General features: G+C 72.0%; 20 protein-coding genes and 1 pseudogene. 10 read left to right on the top strand and 11 right to left on the bottom strand.

Translation table 11 applies throughout. From position 1 onward, the window contains the following. Window positions 1–14 precede the first annotated feature (14 nt). Both ACRWND_RS17285 and ACRWND_RS17280 read right to left on the bottom strand, forming a co-directional pair. On the bottom strand, window positions 15–818 hold the full coding sequence (locus ACRWND_RS17285) for a class I SAM-dependent methyltransferase (protein ID WP_431950228.1): 804 nt from the start codon (window positions 816–818) through the stop codon (window positions 15–17). Window positions 819–880: 62 nt separating this feature from the next. Next, window positions 881–1,636 (bottom strand): SDR family NAD(P)-dependent oxidoreductase, encoded by a 756-nt coding sequence (locus ACRWND_RS17280; RefSeq protein ID WP_431950226.1) that lies wholly within the window; start codon window positions 1,634–1,636, stop codon window positions 881–883. A gap of 92 nt (window positions 1,637–1,728) precedes the next feature. On the opposite strand from ACRWND_RS17280, the gene ACRWND_RS17275 reads away from it, so the two are divergent. Continuing rightward, entirely contained in the window at window positions 1,729–2,358 is a 630-nt protein-coding gene (locus tag ACRWND_RS17275; RefSeq protein ID WP_431950224.1) for a TetR/AcrR family transcriptional regulator, read from the top strand. 203 nt (window positions 2,359–2,561) lie between these two features. Here ACRWND_RS17275 and ACRWND_RS17270 read toward each other — a convergent pair whose 3' ends face one another. Beyond that, window positions 2,562–2,774 (bottom strand): hypothetical protein, encoded by a 213-nt coding sequence (locus ACRWND_RS17270; protein WP_431950222.1) that lies wholly within the window; start codon window positions 2,772–2,774, stop codon window positions 2,562–2,564. A gap of 249 nt (window positions 2,775–3,023) precedes the next feature. After that, complete coding sequence (locus tag ACRWND_RS17265; protein ID WP_431950221.1) at window positions 3,024–3,338, bottom strand: TraR/DksA C4-type zinc finger protein; 315 nt, start codon at window positions 3,336–3,338, stop codon at window positions 3,024–3,026. Between the two features lie 363 nt (window positions 3,339–3,701). Between ACRWND_RS17265 and ACRWND_RS17260 the strand changes: the two genes are divergently transcribed. Together ACRWND_RS17260 and ACRWND_RS17255 are read left to right on the top strand one after the other, a co-directional pair. Next, the gene (locus tag ACRWND_RS17260; protein ID WP_431950219.1) at window positions 3,702–4,526 is read left to right on the top strand and encodes an LLM class F420-dependent oxidoreductase; all 825 of its coding nucleotides are present in this window, start codon (window positions 3,702–3,704) and stop codon (window positions 4,524–4,526) included. 30 nt (window positions 4,527–4,556) lie between these two features. After that, window positions 4,557–4,985 carry a TIGR03668 family PPOX class F420-dependent oxidoreductase gene (locus tag ACRWND_RS17255; protein WP_431950217.1) on the top strand — a complete coding sequence of 143 codons (429 nt, stop codon included), beginning with the start codon at window positions 4,557–4,559 and terminating at the stop codon, window positions 4,983–4,985. Between the two features lie 232 nt (window positions 4,986–5,217). Here ACRWND_RS17255 and ACRWND_RS17250 read toward each other — a convergent pair whose 3' ends face one another. After that, window positions 5,218–7,722 carry an ABC transporter gene (locus ACRWND_RS17250; protein WP_431950215.1) on the bottom strand — a complete coding sequence of 835 codons (2,505 nt, stop codon included), beginning with the start codon at window positions 7,720–7,722 and terminating at the stop codon, window positions 5,218–5,220. Window positions 7,723–7,834: 112 nt separating this feature from the next. Next, the gene (locus ACRWND_RS17245; protein WP_431950213.1) at window positions 7,835–8,710 is read right to left on the bottom strand and encodes a LysR family transcriptional regulator; all 876 of its coding nucleotides are present in this window, start codon (window positions 8,708–8,710) and stop codon (window positions 7,835–7,837) included. Window positions 8,711–8,904: 194 nt separating this feature from the next. On the opposite strand from ACRWND_RS17245, the gene ACRWND_RS17240 reads away from it, so the two are divergent. Then, window positions 8,905–9,762, top strand: coding sequence for an aldo/keto reductase (locus tag ACRWND_RS17240; RefSeq protein WP_431950211.1), 858 nt, complete (start codon window positions 8,905–8,907; stop codon window positions 9,760–9,762). 90 nt (window positions 9,763–9,852) lie between these two features. On the opposite strand, the gene ACRWND_RS17235 is transcribed toward ACRWND_RS17240, so the two are convergent. The 3 genes from ACRWND_RS17235 to ACRWND_RS17225 form a co-directional block, all read right to left on the bottom strand. Beyond that, window positions 9,853–10,620 carry an NPP1 family protein gene (locus ACRWND_RS17235; protein ID WP_431950209.1) on the bottom strand — a complete coding sequence of 256 codons (768 nt, stop codon included), beginning with the start codon at window positions 10,618–10,620 and terminating at the stop codon, window positions 9,853–9,855. A gap of 455 nt (window positions 10,621–11,075) precedes the next feature. Further along, window positions 11,076–11,510, bottom strand: a complete 435-nt coding sequence (locus tag ACRWND_RS17230) for a hypothetical protein (protein ID WP_431950207.1) — start codon at window positions 11,508–11,510, stop codon at window positions 11,076–11,078. Window positions 11,511–12,044: 534 nt separating this feature from the next. Then, a complete protein-coding gene (locus tag ACRWND_RS17225) occupies window positions 12,045–12,890 on the bottom strand; it encodes a patatin-like phospholipase family protein (RefSeq protein WP_431950205.1) in 846 nt (281 codons plus the stop codon). Window positions 12,891–13,210: 320 nt separating this feature from the next. Here ACRWND_RS17225 and ACRWND_RS17220 point away from each other — a divergent pair, with 320 nt between their 5' ends. Further along, the gene (locus ACRWND_RS17220) at window positions 13,211–13,495 is read left to right on the top strand and encodes a DUF6480 family protein (RefSeq protein WP_431950203.1); all 285 of its coding nucleotides are present in this window, start codon (window positions 13,211–13,213) and stop codon (window positions 13,493–13,495) included. Window positions 13,496–13,524: 29 nt separating this feature from the next. Here the strand turns inward: ACRWND_RS17220 and ACRWND_RS17215 are convergent, their stop codons facing one another. Next, a complete protein-coding gene (locus ACRWND_RS17215; RefSeq protein WP_431950201.1) occupies window positions 13,525–14,478 on the bottom strand; it encodes an ion transporter in 954 nt (317 codons plus the stop codon). A 293-nt stretch (window positions 14,479–14,771) separates the two neighbouring features. On the opposite strand from ACRWND_RS17215, the gene ACRWND_RS17210 reads away from it, so the two are divergent. The 3 genes and pseudogenes from ACRWND_RS17210 (at window position 14,772) to ACRWND_RS17200 (ending at window position 17,002) form a co-directional block, all read left to right on the top strand. After that, entirely contained in the window at window positions 14,772–15,038 is a 267-nt protein-coding gene (locus ACRWND_RS17210; RefSeq protein WP_431950199.1) for a hypothetical protein, read from the top strand. Window positions 15,039–15,616: 578 nt separating this feature from the next. Then, window positions 15,617–15,797, top strand: a pseudogene (locus tag ACRWND_RS17205) (IS1380 family transposase); the annotation flags it as partial. Between the two features lie 356 nt (window positions 15,798–16,153). Next, a complete protein-coding gene (locus ACRWND_RS17200) occupies window positions 16,154–17,002 on the top strand; it encodes an MBL fold metallo-hydrolase (protein ID WP_431950197.1) in 849 nt (282 codons plus the stop codon). Here ACRWND_RS17200 and ACRWND_RS17195 read toward each other — a convergent pair. Next, window positions 16,978–17,376: a hypothetical protein gene (locus ACRWND_RS17195; protein WP_431950195.1), complete on the bottom strand. Its 399-nt coding sequence runs from the start codon at window positions 17,374–17,376 to the stop codon at window positions 16,978–16,980. The genes ACRWND_RS17200 and ACRWND_RS17195 overlap by 25 nt on opposite strands. Here ACRWND_RS17195 and ACRWND_RS17190 point away from each other — a divergent pair. Both ACRWND_RS17190 and ACRWND_RS17185 read left to right on the top strand, forming a co-directional pair. Continuing rightward, complete coding sequence (locus ACRWND_RS17190) at window positions 17,369–17,737, top strand: VOC family protein (protein WP_431950193.1); 369 nt, start codon at window positions 17,369–17,371, stop codon at window positions 17,735–17,737. The two genes, ACRWND_RS17195 and ACRWND_RS17190, sit on opposite strands and share 8 nt — an antisense overlap. Window positions 17,738–18,069: 332 nt before the next feature. Then, complete coding sequence (locus tag ACRWND_RS17185; RefSeq protein WP_431950279.1) at window positions 18,070–19,134, top strand: lipoate--protein ligase family protein; 1,065 nt, start codon at window positions 18,070–18,072, stop codon at window positions 19,132–19,134. Window positions 19,135–19,252 lie beyond the last annotated feature (118 nt).

Raw genomic sequence — 19,252 nt, 5'->3', positions numbered from 1 at the left:
GCGTGCGCCGTCGGTCAGCTGATGCCCTGGTGCGGGGACCGGCCCCAGGCCATGAGCATGCCGGGGGACAGGTCGGCGCAGTCCGGGGAGTCCAGGTAGCGCACGGCCTCGTCGATGAGGGCGTCGTCGACGAGGCCGGTGGCGGTCATGGCCGGCCGCGCCCGGTCCCACGTCCGCGCCCAGAAGCGGCTGATCGCACTGCCCGGCAGCAGTGGTGGCACATGGATCTCCGCCGCCACCGAGCGGAGCCCGGCCTCCTTGAGCAGCCCGGGGTAGCGGGGTGTCCGGGAGACGTCGGTGCCGATGGTGTCGCGCAACCCCCGCCACATCGCCCGCATGGCCAGCGTGTACGGCGTGTCGGGGGCGTCGGCGGTCGTCAGGTCCACGGCGTCGCCGATCACGAGGACGCCACCGGGGGCGAGCAGGCGGCTGAGCGAGGCGATCATCCGCTCCGGCGACGGCAGGTGCATCAGCACGAAGCGGGAGTGCACGAGGTCGAACCGCTCCGGCTCGAAGTCCCCTGCGGTGACATCCGACTGACGTATGGTCAGCCCGGGGGTCGGACGCGACGACAGGAAACGCACGTCCCGGTCGACGGCGAGCACTTCGCGCACCCCGGCCTCGCGGAGCAGTCCGCGCGCCACCGTGCCCGTGCCCGCGCCGACGTCCAGGCAGCGCCAGCCGGGACCGGCCCCGAGCTGCCGCAGTCGCGTGAGGGTGACGTCGTCGTACACGGCGGCGGCAAGGTCGACGCGGTCGTCCTCGCCCGCGTCCCCCGGGCGGAAAAAGCGCTCACCATAGCGACCGGCGCCGGTCATGCCCCCCATTGTGACAACCGGCGCCCGCTGCCACACATCGGCCGGCGTCCGGGCGCCGGCGGCTACACCGCGGTGTAGCCGCCGTCGACGGTGAGCGTGGCGCCGTGGATGTGCGACGCCTCGTCGCTCGCCAGGAACACGACGGCCGCGGCGACCTCGGCCGGGGCGCCGGCGCGGCGCGCGGGTATGCGCGAGATGACCGGGGTCAGGTGCTCGGCCATCGCCGCCACCTTGTCGGTGAGGGTGGGGCCGGGGGCCACGGTGTTCACCCGGACCCCGTGCGGCCCGTACTCCGCCGCCCAGGACGCGGTCAGTGAGTGCACGGCCGCCTTGGTCATGCTGTAGAGCGCCGAATGGGCCATGCCCCGCATGCCGTTGATCGAGCCCAGGTTGATCACGGCGCCGTGGCCGCGCTCCGCCATGGGCGGCGCCAGGAGGCCGGTGAGCAGGAACACCGACCGTACGCTCACCGCCAGCGCCTGGTCGAAGGTCTCCTGCGGGACCTGGGCGGTGGGGGCGGGCGCGAGCAGGAGGGCCGCGTTGTTGACGAGAACGTCGATGCGTCCGCCCGCCGCCGCGAGTGCGTCGGTGGCGAAGCGCCCGATCGCGTCGGCACCGCCCGACAGGTCGGCGCCGACGAACGCGGCGGAGCCGCCGTCCTTCCCGATACGTGCCACCACGTCGGCACCGCGCGTCTCGTCTCGTCCGCTGACGACGACGAACGCGCCCTCTGCTGCCAGGGCCGCCGCGATGGCCGCGCCGAGGCCGGTGGTGGATCCGGTGACCAGGGCCGTACGCCCGGTGAGTCGCTGGGTCATGTTCCGCGCCTTTCTCCGTGAAACCGGCTGGGAACGGCCAAGGTGCCACCCAAAAAATGGACCAGCAAGTCCAAAGATGCCACCATGGGCACATGGCACCACGACTCACGGCCAAGGGCGCCGCCACCCGGCAGCGCATCGTCGAAGGAGCCGCGCAGGAGATCCGCGAGCGCGGCGCGATGGAGGCCACCCTCGACGACATCCGCGCCCGTACGTCCACCAGCAAGAGCCAGCTGTTCCACTACTTCCCAGGCGGCAAGGAGGAACTGCTGCTCGCCGTCGCCCGGCACGAAGCCGACCGGGTCCTCTCCGACCAGCAACCGCACCTCGGCGCGCTCACTTCCTGGCAGGCCTGGTACGCCTGGCGGGACGCGGTCGTCGACCGCTACCGGCGGCAGGGGCAGCAGTGCCCGCTCGGCTCGCTCGTCTCGCGGCTGAGCCCCGCGACGCCCGGCGCCCAGGCCGTCACCCAGGAACTTCTCGCCACCTGGCAGGCCCAGATCACCAGCGGCATCCGAGCCATGCAGGAGCAACGGGAGATCTCGCCGGAACTGGACGCCGACCGCGCCGCCGCCGCCCTGCTCGCGGGCATCCAGGGCGGCGTCTCGATCCTGATGTCGACGGGCTCGCTCACCCACCTGGAGGCCGCCCTCGACCTGGGCATCGAACGTCTCCTTGCCGCGCCTCGCCGACCACCTGCACCCGAAGTGCCCGAAGGCTGAGGTTGCTTGGTGCCGCTCACGGCACCTCTGCCGGAGTGGGGCCCCGGATGGTGAGGTCGCCATCCTGCGACGTAGCTCCTGGTCCCAGCAGGCGTCCGTGGACGTCTCCACGGACCAGGAGCGCACCTGGACGACCGCCTGGGAGGCGTATCCCTCGGCGATCGACTCAGCGGCCCGACGAAGAACACCGTCGACCTGAGCGCCTACGCGGGGCAGCCCGACGTACGGGTGAGGTCCCCCTTCGTCGGGACCGCCGTCGGGACGGCTGCGGTCGGCGGGGGTGGCCGCATGGCTCGCTGCCCGGAGGCGGCCGTGACATCGGCACCCACGATCCCCACGCTGGTGTTGTCGTCGGTCACCTGACCGGTGACGAGGCCGCCCGCGACCTTCACCGCCTTCCAGTCGGCGACCTGCACGTCGTCGAGCTCCCAGTCATTGGCGTCCGCGAGCTGGCGCGGACCTCTTCCCGGGCCGCAGCCCGGTCGTCTGGCGGATGCTGTGCGGCGGTCGGCACGGCGGCGGTGACCTGCCGCAACTGCTCCCTCCGGAAGAGGCGTTGCTCGTGCAGGCTCGCGCGGAGTGCGGCGAGGTCCCCGGCGCTCAGGTGCGAGGCTCGCTCCTCGGCCCGGTTGTTCACCTCGTTCACCTTCTCCGGCCGGGCGAGGTCATGCGGCGCGGCGTCCGCAGGGCACGCAGCAGCGCGCGTATGGGAGGATCTCCAGGCGCTCGACCGGTATGACCGCGCCGCAGCCGGGGCACACTCCGTAACTGCCCTCCTCGAGGCGCCTGAACGCGGCCTCGATCTCCTCGAGCACCCGCTTGACGGTCTCCTTCTGCACGACCAGGACGTGGTCGTCCGCCGCCCAGCCGCCCTTCGCGGCGGCCTGGAGTTCGGCGAGTCGGGTGTCGCGTTCGCGCTCGAGGCGCAGACGGGCCTCGTCGGCGGTCATACGGCCGGGCCGGGTGGTGTCGGGGGACATGGCGGGCTCCTTCCTGGAAGGCGGACGCGCGGGAGGCCGGCGCCGAGGGCGGCGACGGCCGGGAGCAGACGCGGGTACGCCTCCCATGCTCGCCGAGCGTGCGAAGCCCGCACATAGGCGGTGACACCCATCTCCCTTATGGCGACCCGCCGATGCGCCCGAGGATGGCCTGATGGACCGTCCGGAGACGGGCTGCGCGTGCTCTTTCGCCCGCGTGTCGTGCGGCGGCCCACTGGGCGGGCGCCGCACGGCCGGGGTCACCGGCGCGATGCTCCTCCCGGGTGGTCGTGTGCCGCACGGCCACCGGGGAGGGGTAGGGAGCACAGCGGGGTACCCCTTCGCCACCGCACCCACGGAGCCAGCGTGAACATCGGGATCTCGACCTTCATCACCGACCAGGGCATCCGTCCCGCCCCGCTCGGCACCGCCCTGGAGGAACGGGCGTTCGACTCGCTGTTCATCGCCGAGCACAGCCACATCCCGGTGCGCCGCGAGAGCCCCTGCCCCGGGGGCGGCGAGCTGCCGGAGAAGTACTGCCGCACTCTTGACCCGTTCGTCGCCCTCTCCGTGATCGCCGCCGTCACCCGGCGCCTGCTGCTGGGCACCGGGATCGCGCTCGTGCCGCAGCGCGATCCCATCCACACCGCCAAGGAGGTGGCCTCCCTCGATCTGGTCTCCGACGGTCGCGCCGTCTTCGGGGTCGGCGTCGGCTGGAACCGCGAGGAGATGCGGAACCATGGCGCGGACCCCGCCACGCGCGGCCGGCTCGCCGATGAACGCCTGCGGGCGATCCGCGAGCTGTGGACCGAGGACGAGGCCGAGTTCCACGGCCGGTTCGTCGACTTCGATCCCGTCTTCTGCTGGCCGAAACCGGTGCGGCGGCCGCACCCGCCGATCTACGTCGGCGGCGGCAAGCGCGCGTTCCACCGGGTCGCCGAACTCGGCGACGCCTGGCTCGCCAACAGCGACGCTCCGGAGGACCTCGGCCCGCGCATGGAGCACCTGCGCGAGGTCGCCGGCCGTGATGTGCCGGTGACCGTGTTCGGGGTCCGCGGCGGCCCGGAGCAGCTGGAGGCCTATCAGCGGCTCGGCGTCGAACGAGTGCTGCTCGACCTGCCGACGCTGCCCGAGCGGGAGACTCTGGAGCACCTGGACGGCCTGGCAGCGCTCGCCGACCGGTTCCGCTGACCGGCCGGCAACGGGTGAGGAGGTCCTTCCATGCCGGCCCTGACGGGCGGTCAGGCGCGCGAGCGCTTCGCCGCGGCCCGCGTCGCTCGCCTGGCCACCGCCGACGCGACCGGAACGCCGCATCTGGTGCCGGTGGCCTTCGCCGTGGACGGCGACACGGTGGCGCTGGCCGTCGACCACAAACCCAAACGGACCGCGCACCTGAAACGCCTGGCCAACATCGAAGCCAACCCCGCGGTGTGCCTGCTCGCCGACCACTACGACGAGGACTGGGACCTGCTGTGGTGGGCCCGCGCCGACGGCACGGCCCGTGTGCTCCCGCCGGCCGGCGCATCCCCCGCGGCCGCCCGCTGCGTCGCTCTGCTGACCGCCAAATACGGTCAGTACACCGGCCGTCCTCCCGCGGGGCCGGTGATCGAGATCTCCGTACGGCGCTGGAGCGGTTGGCGGGCCGCGTGAGCCCGCCGTGCGGCGACGGGGGCCGTGCGGCTCCCGGTGCCTGGGGCGTGGGGGGACGGAACGGCTCTGCCCATCGGCGCGGGCGAGGGCGGCGGGGCCCGGAGCAGCCGATTGCGGGCCATTGCACCGCGCGGGTTCCGCTGCCCTGTCGCGCGCCCCGCTCAGCCGCGGCCCGCCCCGGCCGGCGCTCGGTGGTGACGCGGATCGGTCCCCGGCCCGTCGCGCGCCCCGCTCAGCCCGACAGACGGCGTGCCAGATAGGCCGCCGTACGGCTCCCGGCCGCTCGGGCGACCTGCGCGGGCCGCCCGGCGGCGACGACCCGCCCTCCCGCGTCCCCTCCGCCCGGGCCCAGGTCGATCACCCAGTCGGCACCGGCCACCACGCTCATCTCGTGCTCCACCGCGAAGACGGAGTGCCCGGCGTCGACCAGCCCGTGCAACTGCCGTACCAGCAGCTCCACATCGGCCGGATGCAGCCCCGTGGTGGGCTCGTCCAGCAGGTACACGGTGTGGCCGCGGCGCCCGCGCTGCAGCTCGGCGGCGAGCTTGATGCGCTGCGCCTCACCGCCCGACAGCTCGGTGGCCGGCTGCCCGAGGCGCAGATAGCCCAGCCCCACGTCCTGCAGCGTGCGCAGGCTGCGGGCGACCGGTGCGACGTCCGCGAAGAAGGCGGCCGCCGTGTCCACGCTCATGCCGAGCACCTCCGCCACGTTCCGCCCCTGGTAGCGGACGGCCAGCGTCTGCTCGTCGTAGCGGTTCCCGTGGCAGGTGGGGCAGGGGGCGTACGTGCCGGGAAGGAACAGCAGCTCGACGGCGACGAAACCCTCGCCCTGGCAGGTGTCGCAGCGGCCGCCCGCGACGTTGAACGAGAACCGCCCGGCCTTGAAGCCGTGCCGCCGGGCGTCGTCGGTGGCCGCGAAGAGTCCCCGCACGGCGTCGAACAGCCCGGTGTAGGTGGCGAGGTTGGAACGCGGGGTCCGGCCGATGGGCTTCTGGTCCACCCGCACCAGGCGGTCCACCGCCCGCAGCCCCTCCGCGCGAACGCCGAACGCCGGCCCGGCGCCGGCTCCGCCCCACGCGCCCGCGTCCTCGCCGCCCGCGGTCGCGTCCTCGGACCCGACGTCTCCGGCCGGCCCAAGATGCTCCGTCAACACAGCGGCGAGCACGCCCACCAGGGTGGACTTCCCCGAGCCCGACACCCCGGTGATCGCCGTGAACACCCCGAGCGGCAGCTCGACGTCCGTGCCGTGCAGGTTGTGCCGGGTGATGCCCCGCAGGCCGAGCCACGACGACGGCTCCCGCGCGGCGCGCCCGGCGGCCGGATCGGGTCCCGAGGCGAACAGGTAGCGGCGGGTGGCAGATTCGGCGACCGCCTCCAGCCCCTCCACCGGGCCGCTGTAGAGCACCCGGCCGCCGCGCTCGCCCGCGTGCGGCCCGACGTCCACGACCCAGTCCGCCCGGCGCACCACGTCCATGTCGTGCTCGACGACGAACACCGAGTTCCCCGCGTCGCGAAGCCGCAGCAGAACCTCCAGCAGCGCCTCGCCGTCCGCCGGGTGCAGCCCGGCCGAGGGCTCGTCGAGCACATACACCACCCCGAACAGGCCGGAGCGCAACTGGGTCGCCAGGCGCAGGCGTTGCAGCTCGCCGGGGGAGAGCGTGGGTGTCGTGCGGTCCAGGCTGAGGTAGCCCAGACCGAGTTCGGCGACGACCTCGATGCGTGCGACGAGGTCGGCGCACAGCGTCGTGGCGATCCCCCGCTGCGGGCCCTCGGGGAGGTCGTCCACCGCGCCCCGCGCGGCCGGACGCAGCACCTCGGCGAGCCGCGCCAGCGGCATCGCGTTGAGCTCGGCGATGTTCCGCCCGGCGAAGGTGACGGCCAGGGACTCCGGGCGCAGCCGACTGCCGCCGCAGGCGGTGCAGAGCGAGCTCTCCAGGAACCGCTGCGCGCGGGCCCGCAGCGCCGGGCTCTTGGAGTCGGCGAAGGTGTGCAGCACATAGCGCCGTGCACTCTGGAAGGTGCCCTGGTAGGGACGCTGGATGCGGCCCGCCTCCCGCACCGGGTGCACGGTCACCACCGGTTGCTCGTCGGTGAACAGGATCCACTCCCGGTCCTCGGCGGGGAGCTCGCGCCAGGGCCGGTCGACGTCGTAGCCGAGGGTGCGTGTGACGTCCCGCAGGTTCTTGCCGTGCCACGCACCGGGCCAGGCGGCGATCGCGCCGTCGCGGATGCTCAGCGAGGGATCGGGGACCATCAGTTCCTCGGTGGCCCGGTGCACGCGGCCCAGCCCCTGGCACACCGGGCAGGCGCCGGCGGCGGTGTTGGGCGAGAAGGCGTCGGAGTCCACGGGCTGGGCGCCCGGCGGGTAGCGGCCCGCGCGGGAGAAGAGCATCCGCAGCGTGTTGGACAGGGTCGTCACCGTGCCCACGTACGAGCGGGAGGTCGGCGCCCCGCGCCGCTGCTCCAGGGCGACCGCCGGGGGCAGCCCCAGGATGTCGTCGACCGCGGGGGCGCCCACCTGGTGGATGAGCCGCCGGGCGTACGGGGTGACGGACTCGAAGTAGCGGCGCTGCGCCTCCGCGTAGATCGTGCCGAACGCGAGCGAGGACTTGCCGGAGCCGGAGACCCCTGTGAACACGGCCAGCGCGTCCCGGGGCACGTCCACGTCGACGTCGCGCAGATTGTGCTCGCGGGCGCCGCGCACCCGGACGCAGGGGTCGTGGGCCGGGTTGTTCATGCCCCTCCGGGGAACGGCGTCGCGGTACGGTGCGGACGTGCGGGGCGCCGCCCACGCGACCAGTGTGCGCGCCGGTGCGGGCGCCCGCAGGTCCACGGTGCGGCGGGCGCGGTCACGGCAGGTAGGACAGCAGCTTGCGGGCGGCGGGGGAGACCCGGTCCTCCTGGGGCAGCGCGGCCGACACCTCCCAGAGGTGCTCCTCGGCGCCTGACAGCTCCAGGGTCCGCAGTCCCGCGGCGTGCTCCTTGCGCGCGATGGGCTGGGGCACGACGGCGATGCCGAGCCCGTGGTGGACCAGGTCGATCAGGCTGTGCACGTCGTTGACCTCCAAGGCGACGTGGCGCGGCACGCGGTTCGCGGCGAAGGCCCGGTCGGTGAGCCCGCGCGCGCCCCAGTCGGGGTGGAAGTCCACGAACTCCTCGCCGCCGAGGTCCGCGTAGCCGGCCTTCTCCTCTCCGGCCAGCCGGTGCCCGGGATGACACAGCAGGACCATCGGGGCCCGGGCGATCGGTCGCATCCGCACCCCCTCGGGCGCCTGTCCGCACAGCGCCGTGAACGCCACGTCCAGCCGGCCGCTGATGATGTCCTGCACGAGGGCCGCCGACCCCGCCTGCCGCAGCCGGACCTCGACGCCCGGGTGCTGGGCGCGGAAGCGGGCCAGCAGCGCCGGCACGTCGACGCCGGCCAGGCACTGCTCGGTGCCGATCGTGAGCACACCGCGCATCAGGCCCTGCACGGCCGCCACCGCCTCCTTCGCGGCCCGTACGCTCGCCAGCGTCCGGCAGGCCTCGTCCAGCAGGGCCCGGCCGGCCGCCGTCAGCTCCACACTGCGGGTGCTGCGCACGAACAGCGGCGTCCCGAGCTCCTGCTCCAGGGCGCGCACGGAGGCCGACAGACCGGACTGGGAGATCATGAGCCGCTCGGCGGCTCGGGTGAAGTGGTGCTCCTCCGCGACCGCGACGAAGTACTCCAGATGGCGTAGCTCCATGATTGAGAAGCCTAGCTCCTGAATGTGTTCGCTTTCTTCTATTGGACGTCTGGGCGCCGCTGAGGCGACGCTTGGGCTCGTGCCCGCACGGCTGCGGCCCGAATCCAGCCGTGCGGGGCACACCACAGGCGCGCGCGAGCGCGCCCCGTCGGCACGCAAGAGCCGAGACGCAAGCTGAGAAAGGCCACGGACACATGCAGACTCGCCGCATCGGTGACACCGAGGTCAGCGCGATCGGTCTGGGCGGCATGCCCATGTCGATCGAGGGCCGGCCGGACGAGGCACGGTCCATCGACACCATCCACGCGGCGCTCGACGCCGGTGTGACGCTGATCGACACGGCGGACGCCTACCACCAGTACGCCGACGAGGTCGGCCACAACGAGAGCCTGATCGCCAAGGCGCTCGCCTCGCACGCGCGGGGTGCTGACGTCCTCGTCGCCACCAAGGGCGGCCACCTGCGCCCCGGTGACGGAAGCTGGACCCAGGACGGTTCGCCCGAGCACATCAAGCGGGCCTGCGAGGCCTCGCTGAGCCGGCTGGGCGTGGAGGCCATCGGCCTGTACCAGTTCCACCGGCCCGACCCCAAGGTGCCCTACGCCGACTCCGTGGGCGCGGTGCGCGAGCTGCTCGACGAGGGCAAGATCCGCATGGCCGGCATCTCCAACGCCAACCCGGACCAGATCCGGGAGGCCAACGAGATCCTGGGCGGCCGTCTGGTGTCCGTGCAGAACCAGTTCTCCCCGGCCTTCCGCTCCAGCGAGCCGGAGCTGGAGCTCTGCGACGAGCTCGGCATCGCGTTCCTGCCGTGGAGCCCGCTCGGCGGCATCTCCCGCGCCCGCGAACTCGGCTCGGCCTACGCGCCGTTCGCACGGATCGCGGAGGCTCACGGGGTCAGCCCGCAGCGGGTGTGCCTGGCGTGGATGCTGGCCAAGTCCCCGGTCGTGATCCCCATCCCCGGCTCCAGCCGCCCGGAGACCATCCGCGACTCGGTGGCCGCGGCGGAACTCGTGCTCACCGCTGAGGAGATCGCGGAGCTGGACGCCGTCTGAGGCGCTCGCCGCCGCCGGGGAGGGAGCGGGGTCGGGGCGGTGCGCCGCCCCCGCTCCCGTCCCCGGGCGAACGCGCGAGGTGTCAGGGCGTCAGGCGTTCGGGTCGAAGGGGATGCCCGCCGGTTTCGCCTTGTCCAGGTGGTAGGCGAAGTTCCCGTCCTTCAGGCCGAAGACCGCGCTGCCGAAGTCGGCCTGGCTCAGCTTGTCGCGCAGGCCCGCCGGGTAGCCGTTCCAGCCGACCAGGTCGGGGAACTGCCAGCCGCGGTAGTGGTTCTCCGGCGGCTCGTCGTTGGTGTTGGCGGGCCGGAAGCAGTGCGTGCTCGCGCCGTCCTTGTGGTAGACGATCTTGGGGTGGGTCCCGTCCCAGCGGATCTGGTCGCGGCCGTAGACGTTGAAGTCGCCGTGCGCCGAGGTGGAGACGTACTGGGCCTGGTCGTCCTTCACCCAGACCACGACGTGCTCCCAGTCGTGGCGGTGGCCGCCGAGAGTGATGCCGGGCAGGGCCTGGTCCTTCTCGAAGTAGAGGCCGTACATGATGGCGCACCAGCCGTTGTTGCACTTGTAGCGGGCGTAGCCGTTGGTGTTGTCCAGATCCGTCTGGTCGCGGCAGCTCCCGTTGAGGGCGCCGGTGGGGTTCAGGCCCGGGTTGACGGTTCCGTCGGGGCCTATGGCCGGGGTGGGGTAGCAGCCGTCCGTGTCGTAGTCGTACGCCGGCTGGAACGTCTGCTCCAGGCCGTCCGCGTTGGCGGGGAGGGCGGGGGGCGGCGCGGCGAACGCCGTACCCGGAAGCGCGATCACCAGCGCGAGCGCGCCGCCGACGACGGCCGGGACCCTGCCGAGACGCGAGTTCGTCCTCACTTGTTTCCTCCTGGTCGACCGCGCGGTGGAGGATTGCGCGGTCTTGTTGACATGCCCGGATCAGGATTCCCGCATCGCGTCGACCCGACACGTCCTTGGCGGTGACTGGTTGATGAACCGTCAGCCAACATCCCCGCCGTCGGGACGGCCGCGTTCCGAGACGGTCGCTGCGCGTACTGGTCATGGATGCGTCGGGAGGGTCGGAGGCCGTTGGGCGGCGCCACAGGACGCAGTGGTGCCATCCAAGGAGGAACCATGAAGTACGCGGTACATGTCGCCTTGTTGCTGCTCCTGGCCACGGTCCGGCGGCCCGCCCACTTCCGGCAGCAGGGTGAGTCGGGCCCGCGCCATACGGGCGTCGAGCGCATCGAACGGCCACGGGCATCCCGCTCACCGACGAGCGGTAAGAGCGACTTTCCGCCGCGCGCGACGCCGCGCCGCGGCGGCCGCAGGACTCACACCTTCTGGCACTGCGTCCGGGGATCGTGGGCGTCGACCTCGCCGCCCAGATTCAGGATGCGGGCCTGTAGCTCGTCCGCCTCGCCTGTGCCGTCGGACGCGTCACGCGCCTGCAGATCGGCGAGTTCGAGGCTCGCGGAGGTCTGCTCCGCCAGTCGTGACAGCCCCAGGGCCAGTTCCTGCCAGTCCGGGTCCAGACGGGCGGCATGGGCGGCCAGGCGTGAGGACTCCTCGAGAGCGGGCACGACCCGTCGGTGGGCGGTTTCCCGGTCTTCCGGAGTGATCAGATCCGCGGGGACGAACATCTCGTAGGTGGCGCATGCCTCGCGGGCGAGGTGCCGCGCCTGATCGCTGTCACCGGATCCGCACGCGCCGGTCAGGACGGCCCCGGCGAGGACGAGGACGACCGCCGGCCAAAAGGATGTCCGCATGATTGCATGATCGGGTTCGGTGATCGGCCTCGCGGCGGCCGGCACGTCAACGGTCGCGTGGGCAGGGTGCGGGTCGGAGGCCTGCAAGAGCGGCGGCGCCGATGGTGCGCCGCGAACCGTGTGACACGCCGGCGGCGCAGATGGACGTGGGCATCGGCCTGGGTGTCCTCAGCGACGTGAGCTGGACCTGCGGCCGACCTTCGCCCATCACGGACTCGACCGCTATGTCGAGGCGCGTGGGTGCACTCCTACGCCTACGGCACCGAGAAGCCCGCCCCCGTCCTGGACGGGCACGCCTGCGCGGCCCTGGGCGTCTTGCCGGCTGAGGCGCTGATGGCGGCGACCATCCGGCCAAGGACGGTGCCGCGCCGGCGTAAGGCTGCGCTCGTACGTCGTGCCCGCCGGAGCCGCCCCGGGAGGGCACCGCGGTCTGGACACGGTGCTCCGGCTGGCCGGGCCGCGGTCCTGGGGCCGGCCGGGGGCACTGCCGGGCGGCGCGTTGCGCGAGGGGAACCGGCCCCCCGCCCGGCGCGGTCAGACCAGACTCCACCCGGCCCGCAGCTCGCGCCCCTGTGCCCGCCCGGCTTCGGCGGCGGGACGGCGTGTGGCGGGGTCGAGCGGGTTCGTGCCGATCGCCGCCACCGACGCCTCGTCCGGTCCCACCACGGCGACCTCGGCGCCGGCGGCCCGCAGTTCCGCCACGCACTGCTCCAGGGCCCGCTCGCTGGGGAACAGCTCCGCGGTCCCCATCGGCACGATCACCAGCACCCGCGCCGCCCCCGCGGCGTAGTCGGCGTTCGACGCGGACCGCACACCGCCGTCGACGAAGCGGCGCCCGCCGATCGTCACGGGCGGCCAGATGCCGGGAACGGCGCAACTCGCGGCGACGGCGTCGACGAGGCCGACCCCGGACGAGCCGTCGAAGACCTGTGGCCGGCCGGTCTGCGCGTCAACGGCGACGATCCGCACCGTCCGGGACGCCGGCCACGTGCGGGAGGGGAGGCGGGACTCGATCACGCGTCGCCGCACCGCCTCCGGAACCGTCTCCGCCTCGAGGGCGTACGCTCCGACCGCGCGCCGCATGTCGGCGACCGACGCGGCCCCCTGCAGCACGTCCGCGATGCCCGCGCCGAAGTTCGCGAGGTCGACCTCGGCCATGATCTCCGCCGACTGCAACTCCGGCTCGGTCTGCCGGGCGTAGAGCTCGCGCAGGGGCAGCCCGCTGCCCAGTTGTGCCGCGACCGTCGCCCCCGCCGATGTTCCGACCAGCGTCGTCGCCCCCGTGACGTCATGCCCGGCGTCAGAGAGCCCCGTCAGCAGTCCGGTGATCCAGGCGATCCCGGCGACGCCCCCGCCACCGAGTACCAGCGCGTCGGCCATCGTCCGTCCTCTTCCTTGGCGTTGTCCGAGTGGGCCCTTCGCCTCATCCTCTCCCACGGCGCCGGGATCGTCCGGTGCCGGAGGGGACCGAGGGCGCCCTGTCGCTGCAGGTGGCGGGATGCTCACGCACCGTCCTGGGTGACGTTTCCTGATCGTGGATCCTTGCGCCCGGCTATAAAATGAATTGTCCGGTTGGCGAGTCGCGGAGACCTCCGCGTACGTTTCCGCGGACAGGGACCGTGCCGCCTGCCGTTCCGACGCGAGCCCGTGCGATGGGCTGCCGCGTTCGCTGCAGAACGTCCGGAGTCCGGAGGGTGAGCATGCCCGACACACTGATCAGTCCCCGGCCCTTGAGCGGCACTGCTCCGGCCGTCGTCCCGGCCCTCGGTGCGTCGGCCGCGGCGCCCGCGCCCGCCCTGCGCCCGCATCGCGACCGGACGGAGCCCACTCCGACGCCGCCCTGCGAGGAGAGCACCACCACGGGCATCTCGTACACGGAGCCACCGGAGGTCCCCAAGATCTGGGAGATCGTGGCCCTGGTGGCCATCTTCGCGGTCACGCTGCTGATCGCCGTGGGGACGTTCGGCCGGGTCCTGACGCTCTGATCCGACCTCCCGCGGCGTACGCGGCGGGATCACACCCGGACCGGCGATCCGGCCGGGCGTCCGCTCGGCGGGTCGGCCGTGGCGGGCGAGGCGTGCGACGCCGGTGGGGATTGCGAGGCCGCGCTTCCCGCGCCCACGAGGGCGAGCCCCGCCTCCAGCTCGTCCAGGGCCCGTCGGGCGGTGGCGATGCGTTCTCGCAGGTGGTCCGGGGTCTCGCAGCCGTCGGCAGAGGGCTGCTCCTCCCGCTCGTGCTCCAGCTGCCGGGCCTCCTCCAATGAGCTGATGACCACGCCGATGAGCAGGTTGACCAGTACAAAGGAGCCGAGCAGCACATAGGAGGCGTAGTAGAGCAGGCTCCAGCGCGAGATCTCGAGGCCACCGCGGACGGCGTCGCCGATGCCGTCCAGGGTGATCAGCAGGAAGAGCGAGAGGGCGGCCCGCCCGATCGATCCGTAGTGCTCGGGGTCCTTCTCGGCGAAGAAGACCCAGCCGGTGATGGCGTAGACGTACAGCAGCATCGTGCCGACGAGCAGGAAACTGAGCGTGCCCGGCAGGCTCTTGCCGACGGCCACGATGATGATGCGCAGCTGGGGCAGGAAGCGGGCCGCGCGCATGACCCTGGCCAGTCGCAGCAGCCGCAGCACCGTGGCGTTCTCGCGGGCGAAGGGCAGATAGGCCAGCGTCACCACGGCCAGGTCGAAGACGTTCCACGGGTCGCGGAAGAAGTCCCGGGGGCGGTCGGCGTGGGCGCAGGCACGCAGGACCACCTCGGCGGTGAAGACCGCCAGGAAAGCGTGTTCCGCGACCTTCAGGGGACCGTGCCAATGCGCGGCGAACCCGGCGTACGTCTCGACGCCGAGGAGGCCCGCGTTGGCGATGACGAGGGTGAAGACGGTGAGTCCGAACCACTCGGAGTCGACGGCACGACGGCAGCGCGCGGCGAGCACGGCCCGGCCCGGCGGAGTGGCGGTGTGTTCTGCCATGTGCGTGTACCCGGTCCTCCGTGCCTGTCTGTTGACCCGACTGGAGTGGATCTTATGTCGGGCGGACGGTCGAAGGCCCGCCAAGCCGAAGAACTTCCTTGCGCCGGCGCCTTGTTCAGCTTCCACCGGCCACGGCGCGGGCATGGCCGGGCACGGGGGTCCTGGCCGTGTCCCCGGGCGCGGCGACGGCGTCGTCGGGCCCAGGTCCTCACAGGCGCCGGCGAGCGGCGACCGGCACCCGCGCGACCTTCGTCCGGGTGAGGTTGTCGGTGCCGGGTGAGACCGTGGAGCGCATGGACGAGCTGCTACGGCCCAGGGTCTACGGCGCCGACATCGACGATCCGGATCCGGGTCCCAAACCCGACCGCGTCTACCGCGAACTGGTCGGCGGCCCGCTGGACGGGCTGCTGCTCGACGTGACCGGCTGGAGTGAGCGGGAGCACTCCGCGGGCGTCGAGCTGCGCACCGACATCGGACGCTTCGGCCCGGGCGGCCGCGCCCGGTACGCGCCCCGCGAGGGGGGCACCGACCACTGGGAGTGGCGCGGTGACAGCCGCTGACCGCATGCGCCCGCACCCGGTGGCGCCGACCCGGCCCGGACGCCCCGTCACACACGGGTGCGGCGCCCCCGGTTCTGGCGGAACCCGGGTGGGCCAGTCCCACTCGCCGGATCATTCCACGGGGTGTCTGATGAACACAGCGGCCCGGGGGCCCGGAGTGGCCCCCGGCGGCCCCGGGCCGCGCCCCCCGCCGTGCCCGCCCACCCGCCCCGCGCCGGCCTCGGGTCCTCCACCGCGTTCACACCGCGCAGTTCACGGGGGCGCGTCGCGACGCGCACCGCGGAGCGGCGGCCTCGGGGTCACGGCTTGCGAGCCGGCCCGGCGGGTGACCTGCTCGGCGGTCCTGACGAACGGCGAGTCCGTACCCGTCGGTGAATTTCGAATCGTTCTGCGGCACTGCCGTTGGCGATGCACCAGTGCAGGATCTCCCGCTGACATCCGCGACGTGCAGAAAGACCTCAGCATGGCCCACCACAAGATCGATTGTCGGCCACGGCCAGGCCGGCGGGCGCCTTCCACACTGAACGCCACCTGGGAAACGGGAGAAGGCGTGAGAGGCGGCGACCGCGTACCGCGAGATCCTCGCGCCCGCGCTCGCGGTCGCGCTGGGCGGGAACTGCCTGTCCGATGTCGGGATGCTGCGGGTGGAGCCTGCGGTGTTCCGGCCCGGCCGCCGATCCGACGGTGTCCTGGCTGACCGACACCCTGGCTGCCGACGGCGAACGCGCGCTGGCCGCGATCCGCACGGCCCGCGCCCAAGCGTGCGAGCAACGACTACCCGCCTGAGAAGATCGCCTTCTGGTGCGCACCCCGGATCTGGTGCCGGGGCCAAGCCTCCCAGGTCGGGGATGCATGCCGGGAAGACCGAATTAGAAGTGACCCGTAATATATAATGGGGATCCCCGCCCCAGCCCTCCCCGTGTCGGCAGAGGCAGCACCGAGGAGAAGCGTCATGTCCGCGTACCGAGCATTCGAGGTCACCGGTGTCCACCGGCTCCGGCTCGTCGAGCGCACCGGTTCGTCAGGCCGGAGCGTGGAGGCATGAACGACACAACACTGATCGGCCGCCGCGGTTACCTCCAGGCGACCGATACGACACGAAAGACGGTGAATAGATGACCCTCGGTTATGAAGTCCTGGTGACCCTTCCTCCGCAGGCGGTGTTGCCCGACAGCACCTCGGTACGGCCCATCCCGGCCTGGTCTCCGATCGCCTCCACCCTGATCTACGGCGAGCGCGACGCCATCCTTGTCGATGCCCCGCACACCGAGGACAAGGCCCGCGAGGTAGCCGACTGGGTGGCCGCCTCCGGCAAGAACCTGCTCGCCATGTACGCCACCCACGGCCACGGCGACCACTGGTTCGGCTTCGCCGAGGTGGCCCAGCGATTTCCCGATGCGCAGATCCTGGGCACCGAGGGAACCGTGGCGCTCGCCCAGTACCAGGCGACCGGCCGCATGGACTTCTGGACGAGCCAGTTCCCCGGCCAGATCGTCAAGGACGTCATCGTGCCGACGGCGATCGATGACTACACCTTTGACCTCGAAGGCCACGAGGTCCACTTCGTGGAGGCCGGTGACAGCGACACTCAGGACACTACTTTCGTCCACGTTCCCGACCTCGGTCTCGCTGTCGCGGGCGACATCGTCTACAACGGCGTCCACCCCTTCCTGGCCGGGGGTGACGCACAGCGTCGCCGCGACTGGATCGCGGCTATCGACAAGATCGCGGCTTTGCACCCGAAAGCCGTCGTCGCCGGGCACAAGGCCCCCGGCAGCGACGACGACCCTCGTCACCTGGATGAGACCCGCCAGTACCTCAAGGACGCCGAAGAACTCAGTACGGTGGCACGCGACGCCAAGGAGTTCGCCGACCTGATGATGCTGCGGCACCTCGCCAGGATCAACCCCACGATCCTCTTCCAGTCCGCCGAACACCTCTACCCCGGCACCACCGTGAGCTGACACAGCCCCACCCGGAGCCTCCTCTGCCTTCGGAAGCCGCAGATCATCACGAGGGTCGCTGACACACAGGTGATCATGGCCACCGGGTCCGGCAAGGGCGCACGCGGCAAGGCAGGCAGCGAGCAAGGCAGTGCCGAGCAGGGCATGGCGCGCGGGGCGAGGAGGTCGATGACCGCGTGTACGTAGGCGTGGGCGGCCATCTTGAAGTGGCCGGTCAGCAGGGTGGTGTGACCCCGTTTCGGGGCGCTCGTGCTGGTCGCGGGCGGCAGTCTGGGAGTGTGGATCGTCTGGCGAGGAGGTTTGCCGATGAGTTCACCGTCCTCGAACGGTCTACCCAGCGACACCACCGTTCTCGACAGGAGTGCCATGTCCACGATCCAGCCAGTGATCGTGACTGCCGACCACGACGTCCTACTCGGCTTCTATACGAAATTGTTCGGCGCCGAGGAGATCTTCCGGGTACCGGAGGAAGGCCCGCCCTTCTACCTCGGCTTGCGCATCGGCGACACCGACCTCGGGCTGGTGGCCGAGGCGAACCCGGGGACCGGGGCGGCACCGCGGATCCTGCTCAGCATCGGTGTCGACGACGTCGACGAGAAGCTCAGCCGGGTGGCGGCGCTGGGCGGCTCGGTCAGGGGCGGCCCCAATGACATGCCGTGGGGACAGCGCGTCGCCCACATCCAGGACCCCGACGGCAACCCGGTGAACCTCACGCAGCCGATTCCGGCCCGTTGACGCTGTTCCGCGGTGCGTGTGCTGGTCGTGGGCTGCCTGCGGACCCGTCGAGTGCGGCGGGCGGCCCGCAGGGCACCGCAGTTCGTTTCGTAGGTGGTCGGCGGTGGCCCAGCCGGCGACCCGGCGGTAGGCAATGCCGATGACGGCGGCGCCCACGTACCGGTTCGACGCCTCCGACTGCGACACGGAGATCGTTAGTCCGGTTCCTTTGGGGCTGCGTATCGCTCGCTACGGACGAGCACTAAGGTGCAATCCGAGGGATGTGCGTGTCTGTCCGAATGTCCGAGCAGCGGGCTGAGGACATGTGCAGCGCACTGGAAGGGAACGAAGCCGTGCATGGCGAGTACAAGGTGCCCGGCGGCAAGCTGGTCGTCGTAGACCTGGATGTCGAGGACGGTGTCCTGCGCAACGTACGAGTCGCCGGGGACTTCTTCCTGGAACCCGACGAAGCGATCCTCTCGATCAACTCAGCCCTCGAGGGTTCACCCTCATCGACGGACGCTGCGGGGTTGGCTGCCCGGATCACGGCGGCGCTTCCGGAGTCGACCGTGATGCTCGGGCTGACAGCGGAGGGCGTCGGCATCGCCGTCCGGCGCGCTCTGGCCCGTGCGACCGAGATGAGCGACTACGACTGGCAGCTGGTGCACACGGAGCCGCAGGCACCGGCCCTGCACATGGCGTTGGACGAGGTGATCACCTCCGAGGTGGCCGCTGGACGGCGATCCCCCACCCTGCGGGTATGGGAGTGGGCCTCGCCGGCCGTGGTGATCGGCAGCTTCCAGTCCCTGCGGAACGAGGTGGACTCCGAAGGTGCCGCGAAGCACGGGCTGACCGTGGTACGCCGTATCTCTGGTGGTGGGGCCATGTTCGTCGAGCCCATGAGCACGATCACGTACTCCCTGTCCGCGCCGGAGTCCCTGGTCTCGGGCCTCTCCTTCGCAGACAGCTACGCCTACCTCGACGACTGGGTGCTCGGCGCACTCGGCGACATGGGCATCAAGGCCTGGTACAAACCCCTCAACGACATCGCCACCGAGGCCGGCAAGATCGCCGGTGCGGCCCAGAAGCGCATGGTCGGCCCTGACGGCGGTCCTGGGGCCGTCCTCCATCACGTGACGATGTCCTACGACATCGACGCCGACAAGATGCTCGAGGTGCTCCGCATCGGCAAGGAGAAGATGTCCGACAAGGGCACCACGAGCGCCAAAAAGCGTGTCGACCCGCTCCGCCGGCAGACGGGCCTCGCGCGGGAGCAGGTCATCGAGAACATGGTCGCTTCCTTCCGTAACCGCTACGGGCTGACCACCGGCGAAGTCACGGCGGAAGAGATGGCCCGCGCGGAGGAACTGGTGCGGACGAAGTTCGCGACCGAGGAATGGACCGCGCGCGTGCCGTGAGCGCCGCGCCCTGCTGGGTGCCGCCTCCACGCGTCGCCGCGACGTTCGGCTCCCCGGAGTGGACCGCCCGCGTGCCGTGACCCGGCCGGCCTCGCCGCCCCCCGCGCCAGGAGTTGGG

The organism is Actinacidiphila sp. bgisy167, from assembly GCF_965342175.1.
GTDB lineage: Bacteria > Actinomycetota > Actinomycetes > Streptomycetales > Streptomycetaceae > Actinacidiphila.
This window is presented reverse-complemented; position numbering and strand designations above follow the sequence as displayed.